General features: G+C 44.5%; 14 protein-coding genes. 7 read left to right on the forward strand and 7 right to left on the reverse strand.

Annotated elements, in window-relative coordinates; genetic code table 11:
• The 4 genes from M3629_RS10990 to M3629_RS11005 all read left to right on the forward strand — a co-directional run.
• Positions 1–995, forward strand: a 995-nt coding sequence (locus tag M3629_RS10990; RefSeq protein WP_251505861.1) for a hypothetical protein, incomplete at its 5' end; no start/stop codon positions are given.
• A gap of 31 nt (positions 996–1026) precedes the next feature.
• Complete coding sequence (locus M3629_RS10995) at positions 1027–2469, forward strand: glycosyltransferase (protein WP_251505864.1); 1443 nt, start codon at positions 1027–1029, stop codon at positions 2467–2469.
• A gap of 33 nt (positions 2470–2502) precedes the next feature.
• A complete protein-coding gene (locus M3629_RS11000) occupies positions 2503–4296 on the forward strand; it encodes a FecR family protein (RefSeq protein ID WP_251505867.1) in 1794 nt (597 codons plus the stop codon).
• Between the two features lie 44 nt (positions 4297–4340).
• On the forward strand, positions 4341–5957 hold the full coding sequence (locus M3629_RS11005) for a stalk domain-containing protein (protein ID WP_251505870.1): 1617 nt from the start codon (positions 4341–4343) through the stop codon (positions 5955–5957).
• A 90-nt stretch (positions 5958–6047) separates the two neighbouring features.
• Here the strand turns inward: M3629_RS11005 and sigK are convergent, their stop codons facing one another.
• The 3 genes from sigK to M3629_RS11020 all read right to left on the reverse strand — a co-directional run bounded on the left by sigK (position 6048) and on the right by M3629_RS11020 (position 8223).
• Positions 6048–6746 carry an RNA polymerase sporulation sigma factor SigK gene (sigK, locus tag M3629_RS11010; protein ID WP_090915017.1) on the reverse strand — a complete coding sequence of 233 codons (699 nt, stop codon included), beginning with the start codon at positions 6744–6746 and terminating at the stop codon, positions 6048–6050.
• Between the two features lie 126 nt (positions 6747–6872).
• Positions 6873–7058 carry a hypothetical protein gene (locus M3629_RS11015; RefSeq protein ID WP_244159164.1) on the reverse strand — a complete coding sequence of 62 codons (186 nt, stop codon included), beginning with the start codon at positions 7056–7058 and terminating at the stop codon, positions 6873–6875.
• Positions 7059–7290: 232 nt separating this feature from the next.
• Positions 7291–8223, reverse strand: a complete 933-nt coding sequence (locus M3629_RS11020) for an alpha/beta hydrolase (RefSeq protein WP_251505873.1) — start codon at positions 8221–8223, stop codon at positions 7291–7293.
• A 465-nt stretch (positions 8224–8688) separates the two neighbouring features.
• Here M3629_RS11020 and M3629_RS11025 point away from each other — a divergent pair, with 465 nt between their 5' ends.
• The gene (locus tag M3629_RS11025; protein ID WP_251505875.1) at positions 8689–11013 is read left to right on the forward strand and encodes a galactose-binding domain-containing protein; all 2325 of its coding nucleotides are present in this window, start codon (positions 8689–8691) and stop codon (positions 11011–11013) included.
• Between the two features lie 84 nt (positions 11014–11097).
• Here M3629_RS11025 and M3629_RS11030 read toward each other — a convergent pair whose 3' ends face one another.
• Entirely contained in the window at positions 11098–12390 is a 1293-nt protein-coding gene (locus M3629_RS11030) for an MFS transporter (protein WP_251505877.1), read from the reverse strand.
• Positions 12391–12522: 132 nt separating this feature from the next.
• Positions 12523–13467 carry an ADP-ribosylglycohydrolase family protein gene (locus M3629_RS11035; RefSeq protein WP_251505881.1) on the reverse strand — a complete coding sequence of 315 codons (945 nt, stop codon included), beginning with the start codon at positions 13465–13467 and terminating at the stop codon, positions 12523–12525.
• A 518-nt stretch (positions 13468–13985) separates the two neighbouring features.
• On the opposite strand from M3629_RS11035, the gene M3629_RS11040 reads away from it, so the two are divergent.
• Both M3629_RS11040 and M3629_RS11045 read left to right on the forward strand, forming a co-directional pair.
• Positions 13986–14654, forward strand: coding sequence for an HAD family hydrolase (locus M3629_RS11040; RefSeq protein WP_251505884.1), 669 nt, complete (start codon positions 13986–13988; stop codon positions 14652–14654).
• 46 nt (positions 14655–14700) lie between these two features.
• The gene (locus tag M3629_RS11045; RefSeq protein WP_251505887.1) at positions 14701–15873 is read left to right on the forward strand and encodes a mannitol-1-phosphate 5-dehydrogenase; all 1173 of its coding nucleotides are present in this window, start codon (positions 14701–14703) and stop codon (positions 15871–15873) included.
• A 161-nt stretch (positions 15874–16034) separates the two neighbouring features.
• Here M3629_RS11045 and M3629_RS11050 read toward each other — a convergent pair whose 3' ends face one another.
• Both M3629_RS11050 and M3629_RS11055 read right to left on the reverse strand, forming a co-directional pair.
• On the reverse strand, positions 16035–16928 hold the full coding sequence (locus tag M3629_RS11050; protein ID WP_251505890.1) for a hypothetical protein: 894 nt from the start codon (positions 16926–16928) through the stop codon (positions 16035–16037).
• A 226-nt stretch (positions 16929–17154) separates the two neighbouring features.
• Complete coding sequence (locus tag M3629_RS11055) at positions 17155–17811, reverse strand: YkyA family protein (RefSeq protein WP_251505892.1); 657 nt, start codon at positions 17809–17811, stop codon at positions 17155–17157.
• Between the last annotated feature and the right edge of the window lie 22 nt (positions 17812–17833).

Below are 17833 nucleotides of genomic sequence, written 5' to 3' on the forward strand. Positions count from 1 at the left end.
ACTCGCTTTCCTACGCGATTGTCCAACAGCCGGATGATCTGAGCGGGCTCAGTCTCAGTCTAAACTGGGGGCAGCAACTTGCTTTTGGCGGTGTGCCGACCCTGCCGACCTCCTTCACCGTGCGGGCGACCGATCCGGGGGGAATGTATGTAGATCTGACCAGCAGACTCCAGTTTGCCCCTGAACCTGTCTCGCATGCCATGGTGGACGCGACCGGTTCACAGACGCAGGTCGATCTCAACGCCTTTTTCCGGGATCGGGACAATGATCCGTTAACGTTTGAACTGTCTGGCACCAGCTATGCTGCGAATGCTTCCATCAAGGACGGCCTGCTAACGTATAGCGGCACCATCCTTGCACCGGTTCGCATGGGAGTCACTGCCACCGATCCTCACGGATGGTCGGCTTATAATGTAGTGGAAATTCAAGGGGAAAATGTTGCGCCTCTTACCGTCAGTTCCCCTGTCCTGACGTTTGATCCGAATAAAAATAGATTCTATCCGAATGTTTGGAATATTGCAGACTTTTTCCAAGATCCTAACCAAGACTCGCTTTCCTACGCGATTGTCCAACAGCCGGATGATCTGAGTGGGCTCAGTCTCAGTCTAAACTGGGGGCAGCAACTTGCTTTTGGCGGTGTGCCGACCCTGCCGACCTCCTTCACCGTGCGGGCGACCGATCCGGGGGGAATGTATGTAGATCTGACCAGCAGACTCCAGTTTGCCCCTGAACCTGTCTCGCATGCCATGGTGGACGCGACCGATTCACAGACGCAGGTCGATCTCAACGCCTTTTTCCGGGATCGGGACAATGATCCGTTAACGTTTGTTATTGATGGAATTAGCAGTAGTAGTTCAATTAGCGCCTGGGTAGATGGCAACATACTTTCTGTATCAGGCATCATTAATTCCTCAGTGAAACTAAATATTAGAGCTACTGACAGCAATCATTTTAAGATTAACAACACTGTGCACATTGAACCGAAAAGCAATTAAAATAGAAAAACTTTAGACGGAAGGAATTGTTATGGATCCCAGACACAATCACATATCAGACTTAATATTAAAACAATTACATCATTCAGCTGAACTAGCGGCTAAAAAACACGTTCAGGAATTCCCATTAGATGGTCAGGGCTGGCTTTTACTTGGAGAATCACTGATGAAACAAGGTAAGGGAAGAACGGCCCAACTCCTGTTCAATCGGGCCTTGTTTCTTGATCCTAAAGGGCAGTGGATGCCCTTCATGCGCGAAGAGTTACAAAAAGTACCCTGCAATGAAATGGTGAGTAAGGAAATACAATTACTTCTAAGTACACCAAAAGTCACTGTTTCAGCTGCTCTTATTGTCAAGGATGAAGAACGAAGCATAGAACGGTGTATTCAAAGCATTCTGAACGCGGTTGATGAGGTCATTGTTATCGATTCGGGGTCAACCGATCAAACCTTATCGATTCTGCAAAAATATCCGCAAGTCCAAGTGTATCATTTGCAATGGAACGACAACTTTGCGGAATTACGTAATGAAGCATTAAGCCATGTTCGTTCAGAATGGGTGTTCTGGCTGGATGCAGACGAGTGGCTACATGAGGAAGATCAAGAACTCATTCGACTGGCAGCAGGAATTTATAGCTCTATGAAAACCTATGTTCCAGCCCTCCAGCCTGCCATTATGAATTATGTAGGAAATAAATGTTTATCAGAATATTCCGTTCCACGCCTTTTTCAAACCAATAAAGGTATTCATTTTAGTGGCAGAATTCATGAGCAGATCGCTACAGAAAAGGAAGGGATTTTCACTTCCAACATTATTCATAAACCTGTCGGGATTCGCCTACATCATGACGGCTATGAACCCGAGATTAAATCTAAAAAAAACAAAATAGCACGTAATATCGAGCTATTAAGAAAAATGACAAAGGAAGAGCCGAGCAACCCAGGTTGGTGGTACTTCCTTGGACGTGAAACAATGAACACGAATGATAAACAAGCTTCATTATTTTATTTCACAAAGGCCATTGAACTAGGGCAAATGAATTCACATTTTGGAAGAATCGCAGAAATTCATGTGTTAATGGGTAAAATCTATACTACTCAAGACAACCTTGAAGCTGCTGAAAAATGTTATTCTCAAGCCCTTTCCATACACCCAGATTATCCTGATGCACATTTCTTATTAGCAAATATAGCGGTCTCCAAAGCTCAAAAATTGCTAGAAGGAGCCTACTCACATGTGAATAAGGCTACCACTGGCTTTCACTCTTATCGCGGAACCATTGCTCCTGATCAAGACATTTATTTGTGGAGATCCGAGTTACTACGCTCCGATATCCTTGTTTTGAATGGTCATTTTGGCGAAGCAGTGACTATATTACAAGCCTTAAAAGAGAAATTCCCGAATTTAGAGGTTGTAGAAAGAAAATTAACATTCATCAATGAACAGGTTCAACTTGTATCAAACAAATCGTAACGATGATCAAATTAAAGAAAGAGTGATGTTACTTTGTTTAAACGGATTGGAACTTTAACGCTCTTCCTCGCCTTATTAACGTTTATCTTAAGCTCTTTGAATGTTTCGGCAGCAACGCGAGTAATCGAAAGTGCGCTTATTACAACGGTTCAAGGAGAAGTAACGATAACGCGAGCTGGAGGACTAAAACAAATACCTGCTTTTTCAAATATGAAACTCTATCAAGGTGATCGAATAATTACTGGAAATACTGGCGCAGTAACGTTTAGGGTAAGCAATCCAGAGTCAGAAAGATCTTTAGGGAAAAACTCTAACGCTGTCATCTCTAAATTAAAACACAACACTTTAGGAAATGAGTTTTCCATTAAATTGTGGACAGGTTCAATCTGGAGTTCCGTATCCCACTTGGCCGATTCCGATACGGAATACGTTGAAACCCCTGGTTCCAAATTACGTGTACGAGGAACCAATTTTCACGTTATGGTCCAATCAGATGGTACATTAACGGTATTCGTTGCCTCTGGCCTTGTTGCTGGATCTACAAGTGATATCCATGCTTCCAAGGCATCCTTTCTGGTCGCACCTGCGCAGCAGATCAGCTTTAATTCTGTTGCTCCACCGAAAAATATGCAGGATGCTATAACTGTAGTTGATGTCGCAAAGCTAACACAACAAGCGGACCCTTTCATTCTAAAAGCGATGTTATTCAGTACTCCTGCTATCATCACAGAGAATACAAAGCTTGAGAAGCAGCTTAACGATGATATGAATAAAAATATCTCTCCCTTGATTCAACGAGATGGAATTCAAGCTGACATGACAATCAATAACAAAAAAGCTCTCTCTAACTACTTAGATAACATCAATAGACTAATATCGAATATCGCTTCTGAATCTGTTCGACTTAACAAGATAAATAATAATGAAATGAACGTAATTCTTAATACGGTCAACCAACAGATTATAGATATCGAAAGAAAAATAAGCTTACAGAACGTCAAACCTCTTCATGCGATGGGAGGTATTAATCCAGAAGGTTTTCAAAATAAGGAGACAGAAAGATTACGATTAGAATCATTACAAAAAGAAATACAAAAGCAGCAACAGGTCTTAAAAGAAGAAGCCAAGGCTAGGTTAGATTCTTCTTTGGAAACCATTTTAGATAACAAACAAAAGATTGATTCAGTAAATAAATCGATATTAGATCAAATTCAAGGTCGTGCTGAAAAGACTTACACAGCTCAATTATCGCCAGAGGAACTTAAAACCTTTGAAAAAAACAAACAACAATTAGGACTGAATCATTCCGATTCTGATCCTGCACTGGTTGTAACAGCTCCTGATTCTCCTGGCAATTCAGCTGGGAAACCGAATACACCCAAAGTCACTTTGGTGCAGACGCCAACAGCAAAAGGATTCGAATTGTCTATTCGTTTAAAGGATTTCACGGGGTCCAGTGCTATCTTTGGCACGGAATTTCACTTTATTAGTGATACTGGTGTAGATGTAACTAATCCAGCGAACCGTTTTTTGAATGATTCCTACTTCAATCCTTCAAATAGTGTAGACATTACCAAAACCTATGTTGGAAATCCAGATAACGGCCTAACTCAAAAAAAAGAAACGATATATGCTGCAACCCAATTCGGCACTACATCAAACATTGCGATTTCGGACGGGATCTTAGCTACTATTCCTTTCTCCATAAGTGGGGATGGAACATTTAAGCTATTCTATGTAAAGATCGTGGACCATACAGGCAGAACTATCTTAGAATTAAATGATTCAAATGCTGATTTGCCACCTGCATTTAACTTCACCAAGTAAGATACAGATATTCCTAAAATAAAAATACAGCACAAGGAGTTCTTATGACCTTACTACACAAAACATTTCTCTCGCTCAGTGCTATAATCATTATCTTTAGCTCGAGTATCGGTTCAGCTGCCAATGCTGCCCCATTATATAATGATAAAGGGAATATGATTGCAACCGTCTCAAGAATTGCTGGTAACGGGATGTATGGAGAACAGGAAGGGCCAGCCTTAAATTCTTCCTTCAGACAACCGACAGGATTAGCTATTGGGGAAAAGAATCAGCTTTTCGTTTCAGACACGGGGAACCACAGAATCTTTAAACTCAGCAATGGTAATACCAATACTTACGCAGGCCCTTCATCCTCTTTACTCGTTGATACGGGAGGCCAGCCTATTGGAACCCTTCTTAACGGGAATAAATTAAACGCCATGTTCCAATCTCCTGCTGCTCTAGCTTACAGCACAGACAAGAGCTTGTATGTTGCAGATACCGCAAACAATGCAATCCGGAAAATATCCTTCACGGGTGAAGTGACTACAGTTGCAGGAAATGGCCGAATTGGTGCTACAGACGGTAAGGGAAAAGAGGCTCTATTTAATCATCCTCAGGGAATTGCAGTTACGAAAGAGGGATTAATCTACGTTTCTGATACCTTGAACCATACTATCCGCAAAATTATGCCAGACGGCACCACTACTACGTTAACCGCAGCATCAAAACGTGTTGTCGAGATTCACCCTGGGTTTGTATCACCGGCTGGTGATTACAAAAATGGTTCGATCCAACAAGCTTTATTTAACGAACCCACCGGCCTTGCTTTAGATGAAAAGGGAAATTTATATGTCAGTGACTCTGGTAACCAGCTCATTCGTTATATTGATTTTTCGACTAATAATGTCACAACTGTAGCTGGTCAGTTACATGTAAAAGATAATTCAATCTATGATAAACATGAATTATATGCTTCTGGAGGTTACACGGATGGGTCATCACAAATGGCCGCCTTTCACACGCCCAGAGGAATTGTCTTAGACAAAACAGGAGGCCTTCTTGTTGCTGATTCTCTAAATAATGTAATAAGGTATATCAAAAATGGAAATGTGACTACAGTATCGGGCAGTCAGACAGGTGAATCGGGTGACCAAGATGGTCCCGAGCGAGTAGCACTCTTTAATTCCCCACAAGATGTAGCCATTACATCTGAGGGAATCATCTATGTTGCAGATACAGGCAATAATATCATTAAAAAGATTTCACCCTATACACTACCCACAAATATGAATAAAACCTCTGGAATTAACATTGTTTTAGAGGATAAGCAGATCAAGTTTGATACTTCCCCTGAGATAAAATCAGGACGAATTATGGTTCCTCTCCGTCAAATAGCCGAGGCTCTGGGCTTTAATACAACCATCTCTTCGGATGGTAAATATATACATTTAGAAAAGGGAAACCGTTCTATACAACTTTTCCTTAATTCGAAGAAAGTCCTAACAAGTGAGACAAGCAATACATTACAAAATAAAGAACTTGATGCAGCACCCTATATGAAGAATAGTAGGACATACGTTTCTCTTCGGTTTGTAGCAGAAGAACTCGGAATAGACGTCCAGTGGGTTCCAACTGCTGGAGCTGCCATACTTCGAAACAACATCACTAATGAATACTAAATGACATAAGACTCCAAAGAGATCAAAAGTAAGCTTTTCTTGATCCCTTAGGAGTCTTTTTTTATCTCTATTTCAGTTTGTTTTTTTTCATTATTTTTGCTTATAAAATTCATGGTACAGCTTCATCAACGCCCGCTTCTCAATCCGCGAAACATAACTGCGTGAAATACCGAGTTCCTTGGCAATCTCGCGCTGCGTGCGCTCTTCTCCCCCGGCTTCCAGGCCAAAGCGGCCAATGACCACTTCTTTCTCCCGATCATCCAAAATGTCGAGATTGCGATAAATTTTGCTTTTTTCAATTTTAAGCTGCACACGATCTACCACATCATCGGCTTCGGTGCCGAGGATATCAATAAGTGTAATTTCATTTCCTTCTTTATCCGTACCAATGGGGTCATGCAGGGATACGTCTTTACGTGTTTTCTTCAGAGATCTTAAGTGCATTAAGATTTCGTTTTCAATACATCTCGCTGCAAATGTCGCCAGCTTTGTGCCTTTGCCTTGCTGAAAGCTTTCGATCGCTTTGATCAATCCAATCGTTCCAATGGAAATCAGGTCTTCCTGATCTTCTCCGGTATTGTCAAACTTCTTGACGATATGCGCCACAAGACGCAGATTGTGTTCAATGAGCAGATTGCGCGAGTGGGCATTGCCTTCAGCCATGAGGCGCAGGTGCTTGGCTTCGTCATCCTCAGCGAGCGGCTGAGGAAACGCATTGTTTTTGACATATGAAACGAGTAACGTTAATTCTTTGATGAACAGAGCTATTGCGGTAAACAATCCGGGCACAGATGACACCTCCTGCAGTTTTACAACGATCTGGCCTGAGCACATAAGGGAACAGGGTCGATCTATTGTATGTGGGCAGAGGCCTAGAAGTGCACGTACCAATAAATCCGCATCAAAATAAACACGCTACACACTCACCGTAACAATGGAACCCACTCTCTCCAGCAACAAAAACTCTTTCTCCACACTTTCAATAAAGTATGTTCTCTCCCCAAACAAAATCACATCATGCTGTACCAGCGGAACTTCGCTTTTAAAATAGATAACGTTATCCGTTTCCCGAAATGCCCCTTTATAATAAAACATCGTCATCCAGTCCCTCACTTTCACGAAAATACCTATGTACGCCTCATCTTATACTATACTATTTACCCTTCTGATTTGAATCTGCTTCACCGAGAAAAATACATAAAGCCTCAGGCGCTGTATAATACAAGCCTGAGGCTGATGCTCATCCCAATACTCCCTCTTAACGCTACCCTCTTCTTAGAGAATAGTGTGGATGGAACGTTCAGATGATTACTTTTGGATGGAAGCTGGTGTACTATTTAAAAATGCGTTGCGAGAACTGATACAGGCCACTATTCCAAACTTTTGGTTCATGTCCACCTACATCCTGATACCAAATGTGTGGAACGTTCATGCTGCTGAGGCCATTTTTGAAGTTCTGGCTCACCCACAGCAGGCCATCACTTGCTCCACAAGAAATCCAGAGCAATTTCAGTTTGCTGGCCGCCTGTCCAGGATTCGTGATCAACTGGTTCACAGGCTTCGTATTCGGAGCTGCCGAGAAGGCACCTACATAAGCGAACGTATCCAGATTCTTCAATCCAAAGTTGAGAGATTGTCCGCCACCCATGGACAGGCCAGCAAGTGCACGATTGTTTTTATCCTTATACACGGGATAAGTTCTCTCAATATGCGGGATGAGATCCTTGAGCAGATCTTGCTCGAACCGTTCAAAGGCGGCAACCTTATCCGGTGCGTAAATATCACCTACCGGGCGGTCATCCTTCATCGCACGGCCATTCGGCATAACCACGATCATCTGCGACAGTTTTCCTTCCGAATACAGGTTGTCCAGAATGTTCTTCGGTTTCATCGCGTTAGCCCACTCGTGCTCATCCCCGCCAATCCCATGCAGCAGGTACAGCACGCTATACTTTTTATTAGGTGAATATCCAGGCGGCGTGTACACCATCGCTTTCCGTGCATTGCCAACTGTCGTAGAATAGTAGGTAATGAGGTTCATATTCCCATGCGGAATGTTATTCCGATAGCCATCATACCCCGCTGGTGCCGGTACAACCGGCGTAGAATTTAGAGTATTGTTCACCTCATTGGTGGAAGCATTGGTGGATTCATATGCAGTGTTCTGAGCAGAAATTTCGCTAGATTCCGTGGCAGACGCCATCGTTGGAGCAAGCATAGCAACAACCATAGAAAGACTTAAAAGGATAGAAACACGTTTCTTCATTCACTTTTCTCCTCTCAATTGGGTTAATCACAAGCAACACTTCTGTCATGAAAGCCCTTACAAATAAATCCACCACCTCCCTTCCGTCACACGCACTGAGGATAGAATACGTTGAAATTTGTAGATTTGACTTGAATTCTCTCTCAAAATTACTTATATAGTATATTTAAACTTATTTATCCAATTTTTGCAACTATATTCGACACATTGTATCTACACGTAATCTTTCTTAACATCAAGCAAAGAATTCACGCTTCTCTTTTCTAACAAAACTACACTATAAAAAATGTAAAATACTGTTGTTAAATTGAATATTTTACCTTATTATAATCTCAAACAAGGAGGTGTCTATACCAAATTACAATATTTTCTCGTTTTTTCCTGTCTACAGACATTTAATTCACCAAGTCAGGCGGCATGATTGATTGTTCTGCAAACCAACTATTTCTTGGGAGGGAAATGATTGTGAACAAACTTCGCTCATCTATTCAAAAGACATGGGCCTCATTTTTGATTTTCACGTTATTGCTGCCTTTACTTGTCGGTCTTTGGCCTACCAATGCCTACTCTGCTTCTAACAACGAGGGAAAACTTTACATAACAGCCGACAATGAATTCTCGCTTTTTGTTAACGGTAAACAAGCAGGTAAAGGGGATGACTGGACCAAAGCCTATACGTTCCCTGTCCCCATTCAACCTGGCACCAATGTTATTGCGGTTCAAGCCAAGGACTGGGGTTCGTATGCCGGACTGCTGGCAGATCTCAGTTATGAAGATGAAAATCTGGTTACTGACTTCAACTGGAAAGTATCTGAACGATACGTTGAGGGTTGGGAACAACCAAGATTCGATGATACATCCTGGGCGCGCGCTTCAGATTTTGGACGTTATGGCAGTGATCCATGGAAACAAATCCAAGGCATGCCGGAAGAGACAAGTGCACGTTGGATCTGGGCAGGTAAAACAAATGTGGACGCCCCGATTGCGGAAGCTTATTTCCGCATTACGTTTACCATTTCGGAAGACGGCCTGGGGGTCAGTAATCCGATTACATCCTCCGGCCAGTTTGAGCAGGTGGATTATCAATTAAAACCGACACAACCTATGCCATCTTCCATCGTGCAAAAACTACCCGTCGTTAATTCCGTCTTCGAAACGGTGGAAGATAAAGGTTCAATCGAACTGAATTCCCGAGAAGCCGCTCAGATTGGAAACCTGCTTTCCCCTGGTCAGATTTTTCTGGATGAGTCTTCCGCCAGGGCAATTAAAGTGGCTAGCACCAGCAAAAGTAAAGATGGATTACTGGTGGATTACACCACACCTGGTGTAGATGAACTGTTTGATTACTATGATATCCCTGAGCAGGAAGTTTCTTTGGAAGAGCGAAATATCGTCATGCCTGATCTGGACATGGTGCTGGAAAGCAATGAACGGCTTGGTGCTTTGTCTGTATCCGATGAGCAGATCAATGCGGATCAAGAAATAAAACATTTCAACATCGACAACACGCTCCAGCAAGACGCTAATATCTCAAATCCAGATCATCCTAATGAAGAAGCTTCCCTAGGTTTGGATCAGGCAAACTCCGCCGACATCACTGAGGCAAACGCCATAGATATGAATGAGCTAATTCGCACTGCCGGGGCAGGGGATTTTGCTACTTGTAAAAAATCGGGCAACGAATTTGTCTGTGATTTCAAAAAAGTACTTGTAAATCAACAAAATGCAAACGGCAACAAAGTTTACGTTGAAGCGGGCGGCAAACTTACATTGATCGCACCCAAGGTAACGGGAAAATACGGTTTCTGGGGAAAATACGATCTTAAATTTACAGCAGGTGAGAAAGCGAACGTCTACATTAAAGGCGACGCCAAATTCAAAAAAGAAGTTAAAGTGCCGATTATGGGCTTCAATATCGGTGCAGGTAGTCTGGGCTCCGTATCTGTTGGGGTATTCCTTGTCATCGGTATTGATGGCAATGTCACATTTGAATTCCAAGTGGATCAGGGGTATACCGTCACTCTAGGTGTAAAAGGTAAAACACGGGCCTATATTCCTGTACAAATCAAGCCTTACAGCAATGTGAGCCGTTATCTTACCGTCACACATAAAATTGAAGGACAAGTTACGGCTTGGGCAGGAGCCAAAGCTGAAGTGAGTTTGAAAATTGCAGGCAAGAAAATATTAGAGGTCAGTGTGTTCGCAGGCATTGAGGCCACAGGAAAGTGGACAAGTAGCAACAGTGTGCCAAGCACCATGTCCCTTACCATTGATGCGCTCGTGAAGGGGGAAGGCGCTGTATTTAATAAATCCTTCAAACTCTTTGAGCTACGCTGGAATCTCGTAAGACTGGTGAAAAATCCCACCAATCCGGGAACCGGGCAGAACCTGGCGAGAAATGCAACCATAACCGCATCCTCCACCTATCCGGGGTACTCAACAGCCCGAATCAACGACGGCGACCGTAACACGGCACTTGGAGAAAGCTATAGCTGGGCAAATAATCGTAATTCCTCATTACCGCAATATGTCACTCTTGATCTGCCTGCATCCAGTTCCATACAGAGGATCGATCTATACACAACCAAGGGTTACGTACTTTCCAACTATGACCTGCAATACTGGAATGGTTCAAGCTGGGTAAACCTGGTTCAAGTCACAGGCAACCAGGAGACGACACGATCACATACTTTTGCAGCAGTAAACACCTCCAAGGTACGTGTCGTTGCTAGCAGAGGGCCTTCACATCAGCCAACCTATGTTCGAATTAACGAGCTTGAAATCTATTAAAATACAGCAGAAAAAACCTCAGTTTTCTTGTTTATAACAAGAGGCTGAGGTTTTCTTCATTATCATTAGCCTATAATTTTTAATTTAATGCACCGATACGGGATGAATACCATCTGCACCTTCAGGCGAAGATTCCTTATCCTGCTTAAACAAACTGAGTAACAATCCAAGCAAGCCAAGTGCTGCAATTACTGCGGCGTAGATTGGCACTGATATCAGTCCTGTGTGTGTAATGGCAAATCCGCCGAGATAAGCCCCCGCCGCATTCCCCAGATTAAATGCAGAGTGGCTGGATGTCGTCGCCAGCAGCGGAGCTTCACGCGTCATATTCATAATGCGAAGCTGAAGCCCCGGCATAATGCCAAAAGCTGCAACACCCCAGAAGAAGATCGTGATTACCGCCAACACCGGATTGTGTAGTGTCAGCGTTAATGCAGCGAGTAGCACAGCAAGAATACCGAAGTTCACAATCAGTGAAGGCATAAGCTTCCAGTCGGCCAGACGACCACCAACCATATTCCCCAGTGTGACACCGAAGCCAAAGAGCACCAGAATCCAGGTTACACTCTTCTCTGCAAAGCCGCTAATATCAACCAACATCGGCGTAATGTAGGTGAAAACTGCAAACAAACTTCCGCAACCCATTGCTCCGATAAGCAACACAAGCAATACCTGTGGGCGGATCAGATTGCGGAACTGTTGTCCCAGGTTAGCTGGTGTACCTTGCGGAATAACCGGGATAAAACGAATAATACCAAGCAGTGAGACAATGCCCAGAATAGTAATCGCCCCAAAAGAGGAACGCCAGCCAAGCTGTTGACCGATAAATGTACCAAACGGAACACCGATAATATTGGCGATGGTCAGTCCCGCAAGCACTACCGACACCGCACCAGCTCTCCGATCTGGTGTTACAAGCTTGGTAGCCATGATTGAACCTACGCCAAGGAACGTGCCGTGAGCAAATGCCGTCAGGATACGTGCCGAGATGAGCAGCCCATACGTAGGCGCGATGACAGACAAAGCGTTACCTATTATGAAAATGCACATCAGCAGCACCAATAGTTTTTTCTGCGGAATCTTGTGCGTGAAAACGGTTAGAATGGGAGCGCCTACGGCTACGCCGAGTGCATATCCCGTAATTAGTTGTCCCGCCCGTGGAATGCTAACGTTCAGATCCGTTGCCACATTAGGTAGCAAACCCATAATGATAAATTCAGTCATGCCAATGGCGAATGCCCCAATCGTCAAGCATAACAGCGACAAGGGAAACGGTTTTCGTTTGCCAGACTTTGAAGTCTGTGACGTACTCGTCGATGCTGCCGATTCACCCCGTTCACCTGTGGAATTGTCTAATGAATGTTCTGTCTTACTCATGATGTTTTCTCTTCTCCTGTCCTTCATATATCTATAGTGTTACGCCTAGTTCTTTCTCTTCATGTTCGATGATGTTCTCTTCATTTCATCTCTTATTACCTGTCTATCAAACGATCTTTAAGCCGGAACCTCCTACTCTTCCTGCGCCATGTTGCCGTAAGCTTTCAGCCATAAAGCCTCATTTAATTGATCAAACGTATCTCTCATCGCCAGCTTGTCCTGCCAATAGGGCGGAATTCCACTTCGCCCGTAATATGCACCCGCAATCTGTCCATAGACAGCACCGGTTGTATCTGCATCATCTCCTAGATTAACGGCAAGCAACACGCCATCTGAAAAACTGGATGACTTGTTGAACGCCCAAAGCGCTGCTTCCAGAGAACGAACCACATACCCACTGCCTTGGATTTCGGGCGGTTCTTTACGCTCGTATGACCCCATAACCACTTCTTCGATAGCAGGTGAAAAAGAACTCCCTTTCTCCGTCCGCCAGCGCTTCATCGTCTCTGGAGATAACATTGTGGCCTTGTCTGCTCCATGGAATCCCGCCACAAGAATGGCTGCCAGCACTTCGCAAGCCTCTACACTTTCCGTCGCAGCATGTGTTGTCCGCGAACTCAGCCCTGCGTAACGAACCGCCTCTGACGGTTGAAGCGCATAAGCCATGGCAACTGGAGCAAGCCTCATGATGGAGCCATTCCCGGCAGTCATGGGGTCAGTTGATCCACTATAGGCTTCACCGGTTCGAGCAAATCGTTCCAGCGCGCTTCGCGTAGCTCCACCAATATCAAAACAATCTCCAGTACTGCTCATATAACCGATCTTATACCAATTCGTATAGCGGCGCATCTGATCAGCGGGATCGAAATTCGGCTGACGCACCAGACTTTCCGCCAGACACAGAGCCATAGAGGTATCGTCCGTCCATTCGCCGGCTTTTAATCCAAACACTCCGCCGCCTACCAGATCTGTGACAGGTTCAAAAGTACCCGGACTGCTGAATTCAACAGTTGTTCCTAGCGCATCTCCTACTGCGAGCCCAATCAAACCGCCCTCAAAGCGATCTCTTTGCAGCATGTTCTCTTCCTCCTTCACATCACTTATCCAACAGGCAACTCGTGGCCTTATTGTCCCACATGCGCTGATCTGGCGTAAAGCAAATTAAACTAAAGTTGCCGATTCATTTCTTCTATTATAAACGTGTCGAAAGCTGTTGAATGGTCCAATACGATTCATTTTCAACAATTTTTTTTATTTTTTTCGTGTTGAAAAAACCGTTCATCCATTACACCGCTTACATGCAAAGGACTTAACGGTTTGCAAGGTTTCTCATTTTCTGAGAGTAAGTCACGCATGTGAAAATTTTCAATGTAAACATTCATGACACACTTGACCCTATTCTTTGTCCTGTGGTACGGTTTTATTAGATTCAACGCATATTTTTTCCCAAATTAATATGCACCTCCCGCTTTTTGCGTCAACTAACATTCCGCGGGTTAATGAATGTACGGGAATTAATTTGCAGAAAATTTTCATGATTTAATGTTTCATCTTTCAACCCAAAAACAAATTCTGAAAACAGGAGGAACAAATTGATGATTAAGGCACTGATTTTTGACTTCGACGGAACGATTATTGACACAGAGACAGCGTGGTATATTGCATTTCGGGATGCGTACAAAGAACATGGTGTTGATCTAACACTGGAGATGTATTCCAAGTGCATTGGTACCAGTCTCAAAACCTTCAATCCGTATGAGTACCTCATCACAGATTTGAACCTTCCGATTGATCGGGATGCGTTCAGGGAATCGGTCCAATTGCAGCATGCTGCATTGATGAACAAAGAAAAGGTTCGCCCAGGTATACAGGAATATTTGGAACAAGCAAGCAAAGCCGGTATAAAGCTCGCTGTAGCTTCCAGCTCCAAACGTGAATGGGTAGAGCAACACCTGGAGCAACTGAAATTAAAAGACTATTTCGAAGTGATCCGCACGGCAGATGATGTTGCCAATGTAAAGCCTGATCCGGAACTGTACAATCAAGCACTCGAAGCCCTTGGAGTAACTGCAGACGAGGCCGTAGCCATTGAGGATTCACCTAACGGCGCGCGTGCAGCAGCTTCTGCTGGTATGCATTGCGTTGTCATCTCGAATACCATCACTGGAACATTGGCATTCGATATGCCTCACCAGCGACTATCCTGCCTGACCGACCTGCCATTTAACGATTTGATCTCGAAGCCACTCGTCACCACCGCCTAAGGTCTGCACGAATTTCGTCATCCAATCTTAAAGGGGGAGTTCACACATGAAAGCTGTACATTTTGGTGCGGGCAATATAGGCCGTGGGTTTATTGGTCATATGTTGTCCGCTTCCGACTATGACGTCTGCTTTGTCGCACGTAACCCAAAGAAAATATCATTGCTTCAGAAGAGGCAAGAGTATCCGATCACCCTTGCCAATAACGAACAAGACACAACCATTGTGAATAACGTAACCGCGATTAACGTAAACGAGCAACATCGTGTCGCGGAAGAGATTGCATCCGCTGATCTCATTACGACAGCAGTAGGTGTATCTGCCCTTGGGGATATCGCCGAACCGATTGCAAAAGGCATCTTTCTGCGCATGAAAGCTAATAATCACAATCCTCTGCACATTATCGCTTGTGAAAATGCGATCGGCGGTAGCACCCGGCTGAAAAAGCGTATCTATCCTTTTCTGGATGAGCCCACCCGGGCCAAAGCCGAACGTTATGTTTCATTCCCCAATGCAGCTGTGGACCGGATTGTTCCGGCTCAGAACCACGAAGACCCGCTGCAGGTCACGGTTGAACCATTTTATGAATGGGTTGTTCACCGCCCGGCACTGCTGGATGGGTTTAAAGAAATCGAAGGCGTTCACTATGTTGATTCACTGGAACCTTATATTGAGCGCAAAATGTTTACGGTCAACACGGGTCATTGTGTCGCCGCATACTTCGGTTATCTCGCAGGCTTGAAGACCATCCGGCAGGTCATGAGCAATACGGCCCTTCGCGCCAAGGTGCGTCATGTCATGGAAGAGACGGGAGCCATGCTGATCTGTAAACACGGTTTCAACGCGGAAACACACCAAAAATATATCGATACTATATTGGGACGATTCGCTAACCCCAATCTCACCGACCAAGTGACTCGGGTCGCGCGTTCTCCACTTCGCAAGCTTTCACCTCATGATCGGCTTGTTCGCCCAGCTATGCAGGCCAGTGAATTCGGAATCGAGATTCCCCACTTAACCTCTGCGATGGCGGCCGCAATGCTGTTTGATGACAAACGCGATGAGGAAGCCATGAAGCTGCAACATTTTATTCATGAAGATGGACTCTCTCCTTTTATCCGCGAACGCATGGGCATTCCCGAAGAACATGTCCTTCACCAGCACATTATCACCTGTTATGAAGAGCTTCAAGAGCATAAGGTACCGAAGGTACTTACCTGAACTTGAGTTCAGCCTGTGGATCGATTATGTCCGTTGACCAACAGCAACATCATGAACAAGGCAAACAGCCGGGAGGAACGTGTGCTTGCTCTTGTTCCTTCCGGCTCAACAAAACAGCGTATCCCCTTTTTTCAGGAGACACGCTGCCCACGGTTATCGCTTTATTCATTCATAATCGAGTTCACTGATGCATACACCATAGGCAAGAAACCTTCGGAAGGTTCACCAACCGGCGCATCAATGTGGAAAATGAATCCATTCCCGTCCAGTTCCTTGACGATGAAATATTGCGTTTTCTTCCCATTCTGAGACATCATAAACAGTCTTGCTTCTTTCATCGGCCCATTACTAAGCTGTTCAGGGGTTAATTCTTTGACTTCCCCCACCTCGGACAACTCTTCCTTCGCGTCCATCTTCAAATAATCCAGATTAAAGTCCGAAGGCAACTTTTCGATCTCTACCTTGTACCTAGGATCAATCTTCATCGTTAACTCATGGTCTTTTGCATCAAAAGCCATCGGCTCAAAGATATATAACGAATACCCTTTGGCCTGTGCCAGAGTTACTGGCCGCTTCTCCGTGATCCCTTCCACTGTCACTTCCAGTTCTGACGTTTTGGCGCGATCAGATGTAACGATATTTCCTGCCCCAGTACCCGTTTTATCGCCATCCTCAGATGCAATTTTGGTAATCCCGGTGAGTACCAGTTGTTTGGTTGATGCATCCACTGCTTTTTCTACATATTTGAAACGAACCGAATCCTCATCATCGATATCGTCCAGTAATTTCTGCATATCCTCCCCCACCTGGAAAGACATCGCTTTATCCTTTACACGAATCTCAACCGTGTGCGGGTCAGCCCAACCCGTCAGAATGCCCTCTGCTTCAATGACATCACTTTCCTCCGGCTTCTGTTCAGGCGCTGGTGACGTTTCCTTTGTATTGTTCACAGATGGTTGAAGTGCAGGTGCACTGCTCCCACAAGCCACGAGTGAGAATCCCATAAGTAGAACTACTAATGTAGTGCTGACCCTTGCCCTATTCCTTTTTCGCATATGAACACCTCCGTTAGCTTAAACGCAATGCTGCTTGTCCATGTTGCTACATCCATTGAACCAACGATGCTTCACACGATCATTCCGGGTAGCGGCAGAATCTTGCAATCGCTGTTTTGTGCAAAGACTGTTTTTTCTATTTATATAGCTTCGTATAATATTTACTTACACGGGAATCAGACAGCTCAATCACGCATAAACGGTATTCAAAGGCCAACTCTCCAGCCTAGCCCGCCTGATCAAGCTTGACCAATTGCGCATGCGCCGCGTTGAAAGCTTGCGTCTGCAAGTTGAATTGTTTACGTACTTCCGCAAGCTTGGCGTATTCTTCATTACGTGTGCGGATGGCACGTTTAATTTTAACAAGATTCGGCTTAGCACTTGCTCGCATAAGCCCGTACAGTTGTTCTTCAGCATTCAGGCTATGTTCATATGAAACTACAAATAGCTCATAGGTTTTGGCTCTTGCCTCATATTGATCCAGCACTTTACCTGCGTGAGCAAGCGTCTCTTCCTTCTCAATGGTAAGCTCATTCAGAGAACCGCGTAGTGCTTCAATCTTCTCTCCTGTCTCCTGCATAACCCTCCCCGTCTGTTCAAGCAACGCTCGACGTTGCTGAATATCAGCCTCTGCTTGATCCAGCAGCGCTTCGATATTGCTGTTCTTTTTCCTTCCATTGCTCAAAATACGCTTGTATAGTTCCATATCCTCTGCTTCATACCGTGTCAAATCCTTCAGACTTTTGTCGATCTCCTGACCGCTCTGCACCAAACGATTCACCTGATTGGCCGCAGGCTCCTGCGGCTCTCCACACCCGCTAAGTAAAAGCATCAGCAATAAACTGCATACTGCTAGCGTAATTTTTTTGCTCGTGATTAACATGTGTTCTCCCTCTCTTGCCATA

Origin of the sequence: Paenibacillus polysaccharolyticus, from assembly GCF_023714295.1 — a bacterium.
GTDB lineage: Bacteria > Bacillota > Bacilli > Paenibacillales > Paenibacillaceae > Paenibacillus > Paenibacillus polysaccharolyticus_A.